The organism is Aeromonas salmonicida (assembly GCF_028355655.1).
Classification (GTDB): Bacteria; Pseudomonadota; Gammaproteobacteria; order Enterobacterales; family Aeromonadaceae; genus Aeromonas; species Aeromonas salmonicida.
On sequence record NZ_CP110645.1, the window covers coordinates 2,104,598 to 2,120,396 of the forward strand.

7 protein-coding genes are annotated in these 15,799 nt (G+C 65.6%); all 7 read left to right on the forward strand.

What is annotated here, in order from left to right; genetic code table 11:
- Nucleotides 1-241: 241 nt before the first annotated feature.
- From ONZ54_RS10140 to amoH, 7 genes are read left to right on the forward strand one after another with little or no spacing between them, the layout of a single operon-like run.
- The gene (locus ONZ54_RS10140) at nucleotides 242-1,435 is read left to right on the forward strand and encodes an isochorismate synthase (RefSeq protein ID WP_099993007.1); all 1,194 of its coding nucleotides are present in this window, start codon (nucleotides 242-244) and stop codon (nucleotides 1,433-1,435) included.
- Entirely contained in the window at nucleotides 1,432-3,102 is a 1,671-nt protein-coding gene (locus tag ONZ54_RS10145; protein ID WP_271788065.1) for a (2,3-dihydroxybenzoyl)adenylate synthase, read from the forward strand. The genes ONZ54_RS10140 and ONZ54_RS10145 overlap by 4 nt, the downstream gene beginning before the upstream one ends.
- A gap of 23 nt (nucleotides 3,103-3,125) precedes the next feature.
- Complete coding sequence (locus ONZ54_RS10150; protein WP_271788066.1) at nucleotides 3,126-4,025, forward strand: isochorismatase family protein; 900 nt, start codon at nucleotides 3,126-3,128, stop codon at nucleotides 4,023-4,025.
- Nucleotides 4,022-7,111 (forward strand): amonabactin biosynthesis non-ribosomal peptide synthetase AmoF, encoded by a 3,090-nt coding sequence (gene amoF / locus ONZ54_RS10155; protein WP_271788067.1) that lies wholly within the window; start codon nucleotides 4,022-4,024, stop codon nucleotides 7,109-7,111. The genes ONZ54_RS10150 and amoF overlap by 4 nt, the downstream gene beginning before the upstream one ends.
- A 20-nt stretch (nucleotides 7,112-7,131) precedes the next feature.
- Nucleotides 7,132-7,881 carry a 2,3-dihydro-2,3-dihydroxybenzoate dehydrogenase gene (dhbA, locus tag ONZ54_RS10160; protein ID WP_087755572.1) on the forward strand — a complete coding sequence of 250 codons (750 nt, stop codon included), beginning with the start codon at nucleotides 7,132-7,134 and terminating at the stop codon, nucleotides 7,879-7,881.
- Between the two features lie 8 nt (nucleotides 7,882-7,889).
- On the forward strand, nucleotides 7,890-14,141 hold the full coding sequence (amoG, locus tag ONZ54_RS10165; protein ID WP_271788068.1) for an amonabactin biosynthesis non-ribosomal peptide synthetase AmoG: 6,252 nt from the start codon (nucleotides 7,890-7,892) through the stop codon (nucleotides 14,139-14,141).
- The gene (gene amoH / locus ONZ54_RS10170) at nucleotides 14,138-15,739 is read left to right on the forward strand and encodes an amonabactin biosynthesis glycine adenylation protein AmoH (protein ID WP_271788069.1); all 1,602 of its coding nucleotides are present in this window, start codon (nucleotides 14,138-14,140) and stop codon (nucleotides 15,737-15,739) included. The genes amoG and amoH overlap by 4 nt, the downstream gene beginning before the upstream one ends.
- Nucleotides 15,740-15,799 lie beyond the last annotated feature (60 nt).

Consider the following 15,799-nt stretch of genomic DNA (forward strand, 5'->3'; position numbering starts at 1 on the left):
CTAGCCCCCATTTTTGTCGCAGCCTCATATGGGGTGTGAGCTGCGTGTTCATACGAGTAACTACGGGTGTAATGACAAGGCAGCCCGCGGCTGGCGCGGCCCACCCAATATCCACAGATAAGTTCCCGTTTTAACGATATAAAAATCCCATTGACCGGGTGATTTCAAAGCGAGTATTTTACCGCCGCACAAATACAAATTGATAATCATTATCATTTTGAATCATGTTTGAGGGTGTAACGTGGATACTCTTGTGATGGAAAATAGCGCGCCTGCCCAGGCTGCGTCCCCGCCCGATTTCTTGTTTACCTCAGGTCAGGGCACGATCAGTGCCTACGACCTGGGCCAGCCTATCACCACGCCCGCCTGTGAATGGCCCTTGCTGGAGCGACAGATAGCCCGGGCGCTGGCGGCGGCCGAGGCCGCAGGGCAAGCCAATCCGCTGCTGATCGGTGCCTTCGCCTTCGATCCGGCCGAAGCCTCCTGCCTCTATGTGCCTGGTCGCTATGAACGGGGCGTGCGCATGGCCTCCGAGCCGATGACGTTTGCAGCCAAAGCCGCCCTGGCCAGCGCACCTGCGAGCAACCAGGTCATTTCGGTACAGAGCACACCGGCGGCTGCCGAGTTCAAAGCCTCGGTCAGCTCGGCGCTGGATGCGTTTGCACAAGGTCGTCTCTCCAAGGTGGTGCTGTCGCGCAAGCTATCGCTCACGCTGCACAAGCCAGCCGATCCCGAGCAGGTGCTGGCCCGCCTGATGAGCCAGAACCCCCATGCCTTCCACTTCTCCCTGCCGCTCGGGCAAGATCGCCGTCTGCTTGGGGCAAGCCCCGAGCTGCTGCTGCGGGTCAGCGGGGGAGAGGTTTTCACCCACCCGCTGGCGGGCTCTGCCAAGCGCGGTAACGAGCCAGAACAGGACAAACGGGTGGCCCGGGATCTGCTGGCCTCCCACAAGGATCAGCATGAACACCGCCTGGTGATCGACGAGATCCGCCGGGTGCTGACTCCTCACTGTCGCGAGTTGGCCATTCCCGCCAATCCTACCCTGATGAGCACGGATACCCTCTGGCATCTGGGCACGCCCATCGCCGGTCAGCTGCATGCGGGGCAGGCTTCTGTGCTCTCCCTGGCTTGTCAGCTGCATCCGACCCCGGCCCTGTGCGGTTATCCCACCGAGCTGGCGCGTCAGTTCATCCGCGAGCAGGAGCCCTTCAGGCGTGCCCTGTTCAGCGGCATCGTCGGCTGGTGCGACAGTCAGGGCAATGGGGAGTGGGCCGTGGTGATCCGCTGTGGTGTGCTCGATGGCCATCAGGTGGAGTTGTTTGCCGGCGCCGGCATAGTGGCAGGCTCGGATCCCGCCATGGAGTGGGCCGAGACCGGCACCAAGCTGGGCACCATGCTCAACGCTCTTGGTCTGGATCTGGAGGTGGCGCAATGACGCAGTCCAACCGCTTCCTGCCCTATACCCGCTGGCCCGAAGCCTTGGCGGAGCAGTACCGCGCCAAGGGCTATTGGCGTGGCGAGCCGCTGACCGCCATGCTGGATCGCCAGTGCGAAGTGGCGCCGGATGCCACCGCCATCCTCTGCGGCGAACGCAGTTTCAGTTATCGCGAGCTGGACGCTGCCTCGAGCCGGCTGGCCGTGCGCCTGGCCCTTCACGGCCTGGGGGTGGGGGATACCGCTCTGGTGCAACTTCCCAATGTGGCCGAATTCTATCTGGTGTTCTTCGCCCTGCTCAAAGCGGGTATAGCGCCGGTCAACGCTCTTTTTAGCCACAACCGGTTGGAGCTGGCCTCTTACGCCGAGCAGATCAGGCCCCGCCTCTTTATCGGCTCGCTCGCCCATCCGCTGTTTGCAAGCGGGGAGCGCCACAGTGACCTGCTGCGAGGCATAGGCGCCGAGCTGGTGTTGCTCGATGGTGAGAGCGGGGAACTGGGACTGACCCATTGGCTGAGTGATCTGGCCAAGACCGAGGGATTGGCCGTCCCCGCCTATGGCCCGAGTCCGGCGGACGAGGTGGCCTTCTTCCAGCTCTCCGGCGGCAGCACCGGCACCCCCAAACTCATACCCCGCACCCACGACGACTACCTCTACAGCGTGCGCAGAAGCAATGAAATTTGTGAGCTGGGGCCCCATACCCGTTATCTCTGTGCCCTGCCGGCCCCCCACAACTTCCCCTTGAGCTCCCCAGGTGCCCTCGGTGTGTTCGAGGCGGGCGGCGCCGTGGTGCTGGCGCCGGATCCCGGCCCCATGAGCTGTTTTCCGCTGGTGGCCCGCCACAAGGTCAACTTGACCTCCTTGGTGCCACCGGCCGTCTCTCTCTGGTTGCAGGCGGCCGAATCTGACCCGTCAGTGCGCAGTCAGCTCGTGAGCCTCGACTTGCTGCAGGTGGGAGGCGCCAAGCTAGCCGAGGCGGTGGCCAGAAAGATCACCCCGCTGCTCGGCTGCCGGCTGCAACAGGTATTCGGTATGGCGGAGGGGTTGGTCAACTACACCCGGCTCTCGGACCCCGACGAGAAGATCATTCACACCCAGGGCCGCCCCATGAGCCCGGATGACGAGGTGCGCATTCTGGACGAAGCGGGCAACCCGGTCACCCCGGGCCAGCCCGGCGCCCTGCACACCCGTGGTCCCTACACCTTCCGCGGTTACTACCAGAGCCAGGCCCACAACGCCCGTGTGTTCGATGCCGATGGCTTCTACTGCTCCGGCGATCTGGTGGTGCAGGATGCCGATGGCTACCTCACTGTCGTGGGGCGGCAGAAGGATCAGATCAACCGGGGCGGCGAGAAAATCGCGGCGGAAGAGGTGGAGAACCAGCTGCTGCACCACCCGGCCATCACCCAGGCGGCCCTGGTCTCCATGCCCGACAGCGCCATGGGGGAGAAGAGCTGCGCCTTCATCGTCAGCACGGATCCCGGGTTGAAGCCGCTGGCCTTGCGCAAGTTTCTGCGTGAGCGCGGCGTGGCGGATTTCAAGCTGCCCGACCGTTTCGAAACCCTGGATGCCCTGCCCATGACGGCGGTGGGCAAGATTGACAAGCAGGGGCTGCGCGCGCAAATCGCCGAGATCATCGCCGCCGGCCAGCCCCTGACTACAGCTTAAAACTAAAAAGGAATCATGACGTTATGGCTATCCCAACCCTGAACAACTACGCCATGCCCAGCCAGTGGAAGGCCAACAAGGTCAACTGGACCCTGGATCCCAAGCGCGCCGCCCTGCTGATCCACGACATGCAGGAGTACTTCACTGCGTTTTATGGCGAGAATAGCCAGCTGATCCAGGCCCTCACCGAGCGACTCGCTGCGGTGCGCAAGCAGTGCAAGGCGCTCGGCATTCCGGTCTACTACACGGCCCAGCCCAAGGATCAATCCCCCGAAGATCGCGCACTGCTCAACGACATGTGGGGGCCGGGTCTGAACAAGAGTCCCGAGCTGCAACAGGTGGTGGCAGGGCTGCGCCCGGAGCGTGACGACACAGTGCTGGTCAAGTGGCGCTACAGCGCCTTCCAGCGCTCCGAACTCGAACAGATGCTCAAAGACCTGGGGCGGGATCAGCTCATCATAGGCGGCATCTACGGCCATATCGGCTGCATGATGACCGCCTGTGACGCCTTCATGCGCGACATCCAGCCCTTCTTCCTAGCAGACGGGATAGCGGACTTCTCCCTGGCCGATCACCAGATGGCGCTCGACTACGTGGCGACCCGCTGCGGCAAGGTGATCCCCTGTGAGGAGTTGCTGGCGCTTGCACCAGCTTCCGTCCAGACCCATCCGTTGCTGACGTATGAGGGACTCAAGGCGCGGCTGTTGAGCCATATCGATGAGGACGAAGGGGAGTTTGACCCGGACGAGAACCTCATCGACTACGGCCTGGATTCGGTGCGCATCATGTCCTTGCTCACAGAGTGGCGCGCCGCCGGGGTGGAGCTGGGCTTCGTGGACTTGGCCAAGCTGCCGACCCTCAATGGCTGGTGGCGTTTGATCGAGGCCAAGCTGGCAGCACAGGCGCTGGAGGTGACGCCATGAGCCGCTTCCCTCTGACCATACCCCAACAGGGGCTCTGGTCCGGTCATTTGCTCAACGACGACAAGGCCATGTTCAACACCGCCGAGTGTATCGCCTTCGATGGCAAGGTCGACGCGGCCGTGCTGGTGGCCGCGCTCACCCGGGCTGTGAGTGAGTGCGAGGCGCTCAAGGGCCACTTCGAAGACGATGGGGAGGCGGTCTGCTTCGTCTCGGACGAGGCACCCCTCGCCTATGGCGAGGTGAACCTTGAAAGCGATGACGAGGCTGCCGCCCGCGGCTGGGCCTGGGCCGATCTGCGCCGTCCGTTCGAGTTGACTAAAGAAGCACCCTGCCGCTTCGCTTTGCTGCGTGGCCCCGGCCGGGATTACCTCTACAGCTGCGTGCACCACATAGCGCTGGACGGTTTTGGCACCACCTTGCTGTTCCAGCGTATCGCCGAACTCTATGGCGAAGGGCTGGCAGGAGCTGTGCCGTCGCCATCGCCGTTTGGCCTGCTGGATGAGGTGCTGGCCGAAGAGCTGGCCCGCGAGGAGAGCGGCAAGAACGCTGCCGCCCGCAGCTTCTGGCAGGCGCAATTGCAAGGCTGGCCCGAGGTGAAATCCTTTGGTGACACCCGCGCGCCCATCGCCGCCGAATTTATCCGTGAGAGTCGCCCCCTGCCGGCGGCGCTGTGGCAGGCGCTGACCGGCTTTGCCGACGAGCACAAGCTGGGTTGGCCTGACCTGTTGCTGGCCGGCCTATCGGCCCAGCTCTCCCTTGCCAGTGGCCAGCAACAAACGTTGCTTGGCCTGATGATGATGAACCGCATCGGGTCTGCCTCCCTGACAGTGCCCTGCATGCAGATGAACATCACCCCGTTGGCGCTGGCGCTCGGTGAAGAACTGGATCTGGCGGGGGCGGCCGGCGCCGTGGCCAAGGCCAAGCGCGGCGTGCGCAAGCACCAGCACTATCGCTACGAACTGCTGCGCCGAGACCTTGGCCTGGTGGGGGGCGACAAGCGATTGTTCGGCCCCCTGGTCAACATCATGCCGTTCGATCACGCCCGTCGCTTCGGGCCGCTCAGTGCCCATATTCTTAACATCAGCGCCGGGCCTGTGGAGGATCTCACCATCGAAGTGCAGGTCGGCGCCGATGGCCAGCCCAGACTGGATCTGGATGCCAACCCCGGCTGCTACCAGCAGGCCGAGCTGGCGACCATCGCCGATACCCTGTTCGCTCTGCTGGGCCGCTGGCTTGCCGATCCCGCCCAGACCCTGGGCAGCCTCAAGGCCGACTGGCTGGCCGAGCAGCGGCTGGGAGCCCTGATCACCGGCCCCGCCAACGAAGTGATCAAGGTGCGTCCTGTGCTGGACGCGCTCTGCCACTTCGCCGCCCAGACCCCGCACAAGATTGCCCTGATGCAGGGGGAGGCGAGCGTCAGCTACGAGGCACTGCTGGCCCGCTGCGAGCAGATGGCAGCCGCTCTGCAGACGTCCGGCGTGCAGCCGGGGGACAGGGTCGGGGTCATGCTGGCCCGCAGCCCCCAGGCCATCTTCGCCCAGCTGGCTGTGCTGTTGGCGGGCGCCGTCTACGTGCCCCTCGACCCCGAACAGCCGTTGGAGCGCCAGGGTCATATCCTGTGCCTTGGGGAGGTCAAGACCCTGATCACCCAGGCCGAGTATCGCCATAAGCTGGCCAGCCTGTTCGAGGGGCGCACTCTCTTGGCCGGGGATCTGGTGAGCGACAACCGGCTCAACCAGCCGGCTGCCGGCCGCGCCGTCGCCTACCTGATGTTCACCTCGGGCTCGACCGGCCTGCCCAAGGGGGTGGCGGTCAGCCACGGGGCGCTCGATCACTTCGCCGCTGCCGCCCGCTGCCGCTATCACCTGAACGAGGGCGCCCGGATGCTGCAATTTGCCCCCTTCAATTTCGACGCCAGCATAGAGGAGGTGTTTGCCACACTGAGCGCCGGTGCCACCCTGGTGCTGCGTACCGACGCCCTGCTCGAATCAATGCCCGCCTTCGCGGCCGGGGTGGAGCAGATGGGGATCACCCACCTCGACCTGCCCACCGCCTTCTGGAACGAGTGGGTGGTGGCGCTGACGGCGGGCCAGGCCCATATCCCGGCCCGGCTCGCCACCGTCATCATAGGCGGCGAGGCGGTCTACCCCGAGCAGTTGGCCCAGTGGCAACGGCAGGGGCGTTCTGATGTGCGCCTGTTCAACACTTACGGTCCCACCGAGACCACTGTGGTGGTCACTACGCATGAGCTGCAGCAGGAAGACCCGAACCAGACCCAGCTGCCCATCGGCCTGCCGCTGCCCGGCATGCAGGCGCTCATTCTGGGGGCAGGGGAACAGCCTGCCAGCGAGGGGGAGCTGGTGCTGCTCGGCCCACAGCTTGCCAACGGCTATGTGGGTGGCGTGCAGGGGAGCTTTGACACCCTTCGGGTCGGTGAGCAGGCGCTGCCCGTCTATCGCACAGGCGATCGGGTGCGGCTGGAGGCCGGCCGGCTGGTCTATCTGGGCCGGCGCGACAACGAATTCAAGATCAGCGGTTATCGCATCCAGCCCGGCGAGGTGGAGGCTCAACTGCTGGCCCTGTCCGGGGTGGACGAGGCCTGCGTGCAGGGGGTGAGTATCGGCAACGTACGCCGGCTGGTGGCCTTCGTGGCCGGCTCCGAGCGCGACAGTCGGGCCATCAAGGCGCAGCTCGCCAAGGTGTTGCCCGCCGCCATGATCCCCACCGACTATCGCCACTATGACCAGCTGCCCCGCACCGGCTCCAACAAGCTGGATCGCAAGGCCCTGCTGGCTCAGTACCAGTCTACGGATGAGGCACTGACCCTCGGCAGTGAGACGGAGAACCGGGTCGGCGCCATCTGGCAGCAGATCCTGGGGCTCGCCACCATGGCGCCTGCGGACAACTTCTTCGAGCTGGGGGGCCAGTCCCTGCAGACCATACAGATAGTGAACCGGCTCGGCGCCGAGTTCGGGGTGCAGGTCAAGGTATCCGATGTGTTCGACCACCCCCGTCTGGACGACTTCTGCCGCTTCCTCGATGGCAAGCTGACCGAGGATGAAGAGAGCGTGGAGATGGTGTGGTGATGAGCAAGGAGCAACAAGCAATGGCCTTTGATTTCAGTGGCAAGCGGGTCTGGGTGACAGGTGCCGGCCGTGGCATAGGGCGCGAGGTGGCAGAGCAGTTCGTGGCCGCCGGCGCCGCCGTGGTGGGGTTGGATCTGGCGTTTCCCGAGGTCGGCTACCCCTATGCCACCCGGCTGATCGACATCGGCGATGCCGCAGCGGTGAACGCCTGCTGCTCCGCGCTGCTGGCGGACGGTGGGCTGGATGTGCTGGTCAACGGGGCCGGGGTGCTGCGCCTCAGCCCCACCGAAAACTTGAGCGACCAGGATTGGCACGACTGCATGACGGTCAACGCCACCGGCGTCTTCTATCTGCTTCGGGCCCTGGTGCCCCACTTCAAGGGGCAGCGGCGCGGTGCCATCGTCACCATAGGCTCCAACGCCGCCCATGTGCCGCGCATGCAGATGGCGGCCTACTGCGCCTCCAAGGCGGCAGTCACCAGCCTGACCCAGACGGTGGGGCTGGAGCTGGCCCCCTTCGGCGTGCGGGTCAACCTGGTGTCGCCGGGCTCGACGGATACCCCCATGTTGCGCGGCATGCTGCCGGACGAGGGGGCCATGGCTCGCACCATTGCCGGGCTGCCGGATCAGTTCAAGCTCGGTATTCCCCTGCGCAAAATCGCCACCCCGGCGGAGATCGCCAATACAGTGCTCTTCCTGGCCTCGGACTTGGCCAGCCATATCACGCTGCAGGATCTGGTCGTCGACGGCGGCGCCACCCTGAGCGCCTGAGGTAAGTCATGAACAATATGATAACGCTGCTAAAACAGCTGGAACGCCAGGGTGTCAGGCTGACCCTCAACGAGAAAGGGCAGCTGATTTCCCAGTCGAGCAAGGAGGCACTGACCCCCGCCATCGGCGCCCAAATCAAGGCGCACAAGGATGAGCTGGTGCGCTGTCTGGCGGCTCGCGCCGCCTTCGAGGCCCCCATTGTCGCTCAAGGCGTTCAGAGCGGCCCGCTCTCCTCCTCCCAGAGCGGGCTCTGGTTTATCGAGCAGTACGAGGAGGCCTCCCACCTCTACAATATGCCGGTCTACTTCAGGGTCCGTGGCGAGCTAGACACGGCGGCCCTGGAATTTGCCTTCGATCACCTGTTTGCCCGCCACCCCAGCATGCGCACCCGTTTCGTCAAGGACGAGGCGGGCAGGGGGGCCCAGGAGATACTGCCGCACGTGCCCTTCAAGCTGCATATTGAGGACGTGAGTGAGCAGCCCGCAGCCGAGCGCGAAGCCTATGTGGCCAGGCGGGTGCGCGAGGAGATAGGGAAGCCCTTCTCGTTGACCAAAGGGGACTTGAGTCGGGTGCACCTTATCCGGTTGGGGTCTCATGAACATGTGCTGTTGATCACCCAGCACCACATCGTCTCCGACGGCTGGTCGGTCAAGAACATGTTTGCCGACTTGAAGCGTGCCTTCCTTGCCCATCAGAACCGGGAGCCCTTGAGCGTGCCCGAGTTGCCGCTCACCTACCTCGACTATGCCCACTGGTTCAACTCGCCGCGCTTTCTGGATTACCACGCAGAGTTCAAGCCGTTCTGGGTCGACAGGCTCGGTGGCAGCCCCGAGGTGCACGGTCTGCCGCTGGACAAGCCGCGTCCGGCTCATCAGGCCAGCGGCGGCGAGCTGGTCTTCTCCACCATAGACAACGCCCTGTGGGAGAGCTTCAAGCGGCTGTGCCAGCGCCACAACACCTCCAACTTCATCGGCCTGCATGCCCTGTTTGCCCTGCTGATGGTGCGCCAGAGCGGCGAGAAGGAAGTCGTCATAGGCACGCCGCTCGCCTACCGCGAGCGCCACGAGATAGAGTCCCTGGTGGGCTTCTTCGTCAATACCCTGGTGCTGCGCACCCGGCTCGAGGGTTGCCCCAGCTTTGTCGACTACCTGCAGCAGTGCCGGGAGGAGGATCTGGCGGCCTTCGATCACCAGCTCTACCGCTTCGAGGCGCTGGCCGAGGCCATCGGCGCCGATCGCACGACTGCCATCAACCCTATCTTCCAGATCATGCTGGTCTATCAGGCCAAGGTGGATTTCAACGATCTCATCCCCGGCTGCCAGCTGGTGGAGGAGACCTCTCCGGTGCTGCCCGCCAAGACCGACATCTCGGTCAAGGTGACCGAGTTGATGGATTCCGTCAGGGTGGACTGGTTGTTCGCCACCGCCCTGTTCGAGCGAGAGACCATCCAGGCTTACGCTGATCGCCTGCTGCACCTGATGCGCGCCGTGGTAGCGGCCCCAGAGACCGACATCTGGCAACTGCCGCTGGAGGCGGGCACAGACCAGGCAGCGCTGGTCGCCGAGCTCGCCAGTCTGCCGCAGGATTACCCCAGCCGCGACACCCTGCTCTGCCATATCGAGCGGCGGGCCGGGCAGTTGCCGGGCGCGCTGGCGGTGAGTGATGGCGAAGGCGCCCTGAGTTACGGCGAGCTGGAGGCGCGCGCCAACCGGCTGGCTCACTGGCTGCTGGCCCGAGGCGTGAAGCCGGGCGCCGCCATCGGCATCCAGGCCAGACGGGATGTGGCCTTCGTCATCGCCCTGCTCGCCTGCTGGAAGGCGGGGGCGGCCTATGTGCCGCTCGACCCGGCCTACCCCGCCGAGCGGCTGGCCCATATCCTCGGCGACGCCAGCATTGCGCTGGTGCTTGGAGGGGAGCCGGATGCCCGGCTCGCCGAGGCCATCAAGGGCACAGATGCCGGTTACTACAACCTGCATCGGCTGGCGCTGGATGGGTTGCCAACCAGCACTCGCGCCATCCCCCGGGACGCGGCCATGCTGGCCCAGATCATCTACACCTCCGGCAGTACCGGCTTGCCCAAGGGGGTCATGGTGGAGCAGGGCAGCCTGATCAACTTGATGGCGGATCATGCAGAACGCATCCTCCTTGATCAGGATGGCGCCATGTTCAACTGCATGTCCCTCTCGTTCGATGCGGGCAACATGACCACACTGCTGCCGCTCTACTGCGGCGCGGCCCTGCACTTTGGCGAGCCGGGTGAGGGGGCCATCACGGCTGCGATCAAAAGTGGCGCCAGCCATATGATCCTGCCCACCGCCCTGCTGGCTAACCTGTTGCCACCGACCGATCTCGGTTCTCTGCGCGCCATCGGCTTTGGCGGCGAAGCCTGCCCGAGCAGCCTGGTGGAACGCTGGGGGGAGCGGGTGGCGCTCTACAACATGTACGGCCCGACCGAGTGCACAGTCACGGCGCTCTGCGCGCGACTCGTGCCGGGTCAGCCCATCACCATAGGCCAGCCTATCAGCAATTTAAAAGCGCTGATCCTGGACGAAGGGGGCAATCTCTGCCCCGTGGGGGTGCCCGGCGAGCTCTGCCTGAGTGGTCTGGGTCTTGCTCGTGGCTACCTCAATCTGCCTGAGCGAACTCAAGAGGCTTTTATCGAGCTGGCTCTCGACGGTCGTACCCATCGCCTCTACCGCACCGGCGATCGGGCGCTCAGGCGCCGCGACGGCAACATTCAATATCTGGGCCGGATTGACGAGCAGATCAAGCTGCGGGGCTATCGCATCGAGCCCGGCGAGATAGAGACGCAAGTCGCCGCGCTGTGTCCGGCCATCCGCCAGATCAAGGTAGTGGTGCAAGACGGCCGCCTGCTGGCGTACGCCTGCCTGCATGAGGGGGCGAGTGAGCCGGACGGCGAGGCCCTGCTGCAACGGGCCGGCGAATGCCTGCCCGAATACATGGTGCCGGTGCGGCTCTGTTGGCTGCCCGAGATGCCGCTTACCCCCAACGGCAAGCTGGACCTGCGCCGCCTGCCCGCCATTGACTGGCAGCAGAGCAAGAGTGAGCCACAAAGCGAGCTGGAGCAGACGGTGCTCGCCATCTGGCAGGGGGTGCTCAAGCAGCCCCTCGGAGTGGAGGATGACTTCTTCCGCCTGGGGGGGGATTCCATCCTCAGCATCCAGCTCACCACAAGGCTGCGGGATGCGGGGCTGCACTGCAGCGTGAAGGACGTGTTCGAGGCCAAGACGGTGCGCCGCCTCTGCCGCCAGCTCGGCCAGCAGCAGGCGGTCAGCCACCAGACCGAACAGGGCAATCTGACAGGGGAGTTCCCGCTCCATCCCATACAGCACTGGTTCTTCGAGCAGGGCTTCGCCAAGCCCGGCTACTGGAACCAGGGGGTAATACTGCGTCTGCCCGCCGGGGTGGGCGATGCCGCCCTGCATGGCTGGCTGACCACCCTGCGCCAGCATCACGACGCCCTGCGTCTGGCGGTGACCCCGACCGGCCAGCGCTATCTGGCCGAGCTGGCGCTGCCGCCCTTGCCGACCCTGGATGCAGGAGCAATCGGCGGGGCTGAACTGCAGGCCCGCCTGACCGAACTGCAAGGGGAGCTCGATCCTGCCAGTGGCCAGACCCTGGCCTGGGCCCGCCTGCGCAACCTGGCCATCGAGGGCGAGGCAGAGCCGGTGGAGGGGCTTTTCCTTGCCTTCCACCATCTGGTCATCGATGCCGTCTCCTGGCGCATCCTGGCCGAGGATCTCGCCCGGGTGAGCAGGGGCGAGCCCCTGCCCGCCAAGGGCAGCAGCTATCGCCAGTGGGGCGAAGGGCTGGCCGCCTACGCCCTGCGCGAAGAGGATCAGCTGGCGTTCTGGCTGGCCCAGGGGGAGGGCAACCAGCGAGGACTGCTGGAAGCGCAGCGCGCCGAGGATGGCCGCGCCGCCGCCAGCCTGCTGCAATTGGACAAGGAGACCACGGCCCGCTTGATCGATCCGGCCAATCAGGCCTTCTTCACCCGGGTACCCGACTTGTTGCTGGCCGCCCTGACTCGCACCCTGAGCGATCTGGGTTATGGCGCACGTCACTGCGTGATGCTGGAAGGGCACGGCCGAGAGGCAATCGATGCTGAACTCGATGTGAGCCGCACCCTGGGCTGGTTCACCAGCACCTATCCGCTGGCGTTGGCCGATGAGCCAGAGTGGGATGCGCTGGTGTGCGCCACCAAGGAGCGGCTGCGGGCCGTACCGGACAAGGGGGTAGGCTTCAACGCCCTTCGTCTGCACCATCCCCGTGGCTGGGAGTTGCCCGAGGCCCTCATCGTTTTCAACTATCTGGGAGTCAGCCATCAGGCATCACGAGCGAAAGGCGCCGCAGGTCAGCCCTGGCAGCCCCTGCCCATGGCGCCGGGGGCGCCCTCCTCACCGGACAACCTGCCGCGCGAGCTTATCAGTTTGCACGGGGGCGTCTATGACGGCTGCCTCACCCTGCGCCAGGTCGGTGCCCTCAACCAGCAGGGGAGTGACGCCCTGATGGTGAGATTGGCGGCCAACCTGCGTGCCCTGGTGGATCACTGCTGTGGGGTGAGCGCCCCGCGCCACACCCCGAGCGACTTCCCGGGGCTTGGCCTCTCGCAAGCGGCGCTAGACCAGGTGCTGAGCGGGCGCGAGGTGGAGACACTGCTGCCCATGACGTCCTTGCAGCAGAGCATGCTCTATCACAGGGCGCTGGCGCCTCGTGACACGGCTTATCACCTGCAGACCGAGATTGAGTACCGCCAGCCACTGGACCTTGCCGTTTACCGCCAGGCCTGGCAGGCGCAGCTCGCCCGCTGGCCGGCCCTGCGCAGCGAACTGGTGCTGGCGGATGGGGTGGCACTGCAGCGCATCCTGCGCCATGCCGAGCTGCCATTCCACTATCAGGATCTGGTGGGGGATGAGCAGGCCGAGGCGCGCATCGCGGCCTATCGCCAGCAGGATCTGGCCCGCCCGATCCCGCTCGAGCAGGCTCCCTTGCTGCGGGTCGCCTGTTTCAAACTGGCGCCCGATCACCACAAGGTCATCTTCAGTGCCTACCATGGCGTGCTGGATGGCTGGAGCGGCCCCGTATTGCTGGGTTCCCTGCATCGCTGCTATCAATCCCTGATGAACGGCCTGCTGCCGCAAGCCGATCCGGATGGGGCCTGGCTCGAATTTGGCCGCCATATCGCGAGCCAAACCCGCGCCAGCGAGGCCTACTGGCAGGGGCGCGCCGAGCTGTTGGCCCGACACAACGATCTCTCCCGTCTGTTCGGGGTGGCGCTGGAGCCGCAGCTGACGCAGCACAGGCCTGCGGTGTGCGGCCAGACCCTGGCGCCGCAGGTGTCGGCTCAACTGGAGGCCCGTGCCCGCGAGCTGGGGGTAACCACGGGCTTGCTGGCCCAATACGCCTGGCATCGCCTGCTGGCGCGCCGTTGTGGCGACGACATCACCCTGGTGGGCAACGTGACGCCGGGCCGGGATTTCCCCATCGAGGGGATCACCCAGAGCGTCGGCCTCTATATCAACAGCCTGCCGCTTATCTTGGATTGGCGCACCGAGGCGACCCTGGCCGAGCATATCGCCCGGCTGCAGTCGGATTTGATGGCCCTCAATGAGCACGGCACCCAGTCGCTCGCCGCGCTGACGCAGGGCAGGGCGCGCCTGTTCCAGAGCCTGTTCGTGTTCGAGAACTACCCTGTGCCGGCGCTGCCGGAGGAGCCAGAACCCCATCAGCTGGTGCCGCGCTTTGGCGCCGTGGTGGAGAAGGTCGAACTGCCGCTCTCCCTGGTGGTGAACGCCCGCGGCGGCTGGCTCAATCTGCGCTTTGAGTTCGACGGGGATCTGATCCCCATGGCGAAGGCCGAAGCCGTGCTGGCCGCCTGGCTGACCGAACTCGGCTGGCTGGCGGGGGCGCACCTTGCGCTGCCGGCCAGACCCGATGAGATGAGCCTGCCTGCCCCTGTGGCAGCGCGCGTCGCGGCGCCAGTCGCCGAGCCCTGTCCGCCTGCGGCTCGTCCGCTGGTGGCCCTGTGGGAGCGTCAGTGCGGCGTGCCCGGCGTCTGGCAACAGACCCTGTGTGAACTCGGGGTGGATTCGGTGCAGCAGCTCGCCCTGCTGACGGCTCTCAATGCCGCCTTTGCCGGCGAGCGTGCGCCGCTCACCCTGAGGGATCTCAAGGCCCATTCATCCCCCAGCCGGCTCTATCAGCACTGGTTGGTGCGGCTGCCCGAGGAGGTGCTATGACGGCTCTGACCAAGATTGAGCAAACTTCCATCAAACAGCCCGCCAATCGGGAGCTGAGCTCCCCGCAAGGCGGGCTGGCAACAGAGCAGACCCTGGGCTCGCGTCTGGCCGATTGCCTCGCCGCCACGCCGCTGGCCCCCGCCATCGGCATGGGCGGGGTCGGTGTGAATGAGCAAGGCATGAGTGAGCAAGACACTGGCGAGGCCGGCCCCGGCGCCTGGCTCAACTATGGCGAGCTCAGCCTGCGGGTCGGTCAGATCGCCGCCCGCCTGCAGGGGCTGGCGGTGGGAGAGCGGGTCGGCCTCTATCTGGCGCGAGGACCGGATCTGGTGGCCTGCCTGCTCGCCTGCCTGCGCCTCGGCCTCACCTTTGTGCCGCTCGAGCCGGATTTTCCGGTGGAGCGGCTGCAGGGTATCGCCCGGCAGGCCCGGCTCTCGGCGGTGATCTGTGATGGGCATGGCGATGTGCCCGCGTTTGGCTGTCCGCTGCGATCCCTCGCCGGTCTCGGTCACGTGGGGGGGGCAGCTGTGCAGTGGCCCAATGTGGACGATGCGCTGGCGGCCTACATGATGTTCACCTCGGGATCCACCGGCGAGCCCAAGGGGGTGGTCATCAGCCGGCGAGCCTTGCTCTGCTTCCTCGACGGGATCCGCGAGCGGCTCGGGCTATCACCTAACAGCCATTGGCTCTTTATCACCACCCCGGCCTTTGACATCTCCTTGCTGGAGATGCTGGGCCCGCTCTGGGGTGGTGGCCGGCTGACGGTGGCTGGCGGTGAACACAACAAGGACCCCCTGGGAATGATGGCGTTGCTCGAGGCGGATCCTTCCATCAACTTCCTGCAGGCCACCCCGGCCTGCTGGCGAATGCTGCTCAAAGCAGGCTGGCAGGGGCGCGAGCGTCTCACCGCCCTGTGTGGCGGCGAGGCGCTGGACTCGGGATTGGCCGAGCAGCTTTGCAGTCGTACCCAGCGGCTGTGGAACTGCTACGGGCCGACCGAGGCCACCGTCTGGTCGCTGGTGAGCGAGGTGCGCTGGCCACCGGCGGATGGGCAGATCACCATCAGCCACAGCCTGCCCGGCTATCGCCACTGGGTGCTGGACGAAGCAGGGTTGCCGGTATCTGAGGGGGAGTGCGGGGAGCTCTGCATCGAGAGCCCGGCCCTGTGTGAGGGGTACTGGCGCAAGCCAGCCTTGACGAGCGCCGCCTTCCTGAGGGTCGATACCCATCGGCTCTATCGTACCGGCGATCGGGTGCGCCGACTGGGGGCGGATCGCTTCCTCTATCTGGGGCGGCGGGACGATCAGGTCAAGCTGCGCGGTTTTCGCATCGAACTGGGGGAGGTGGAGGCGGGCCTTCGCCGCCAACCCGGGGTGCAGGAGGCGGCGGTGCGTCTGGTCGGTGAGGGGGACGAGGCCATGCTGGTGGGCTATGTGGAGGCCAAGGCCGGGGTGACCCTCAATCGCCTCGCCCTGCGCAAGGGCTTGCAGGCCACGCTGCCGCACTACATGGTACCGGCGCGCATCCTCCTGCTCGATGCGCTGCCCAAGACAGGCAGCGGCAAACTGGATAGAAAGGCGCTGCTGTTACCCGAGTAAGCTCTCTGTCCGAGTGCCTTGATAAACAAAGAAGCCCGCATGATGCGGGCTTCTTTTTGG

Coding starts and splice junctions, on each gene's coding strand:
- ONZ54_RS10145 (WP_271788065.1), top strand. CDS start 1,432: ATGACGCAGTCCAACCGCTTCCTGCCCTATACCCGCTGGCCCGAAGCC.
- ONZ54_RS10150 (WP_271788066.1), top strand. CDS start 3,126: ATGGCTATCCCAACCCTGAACAACTACGCCATGCCCAGCCAGTGGAAG.
- amoF (WP_271788067.1), top strand. CDS start 4,022: ATGAGCCGCTTCCCTCTGACCATACCCCAACAGGGGCTCTGGTCCGGT.
- dhbA (WP_087755572.1), top strand. CDS start 7,132: ATGGCCTTTGATTTCAGTGGCAAGCGGGTCTGGGTGACAGGTGCCGGC.
- amoG (WP_271788068.1), top strand. CDS start 7,890: ATGAACAATATGATAACGCTGCTAAAACAGCTGGAACGCCAGGGTGTC.
- amoH (WP_271788069.1), top strand. CDS start 14,138: ATGACGGCTCTGACCAAGATTGAGCAAACTTCCATCAAACAGCCCGCC.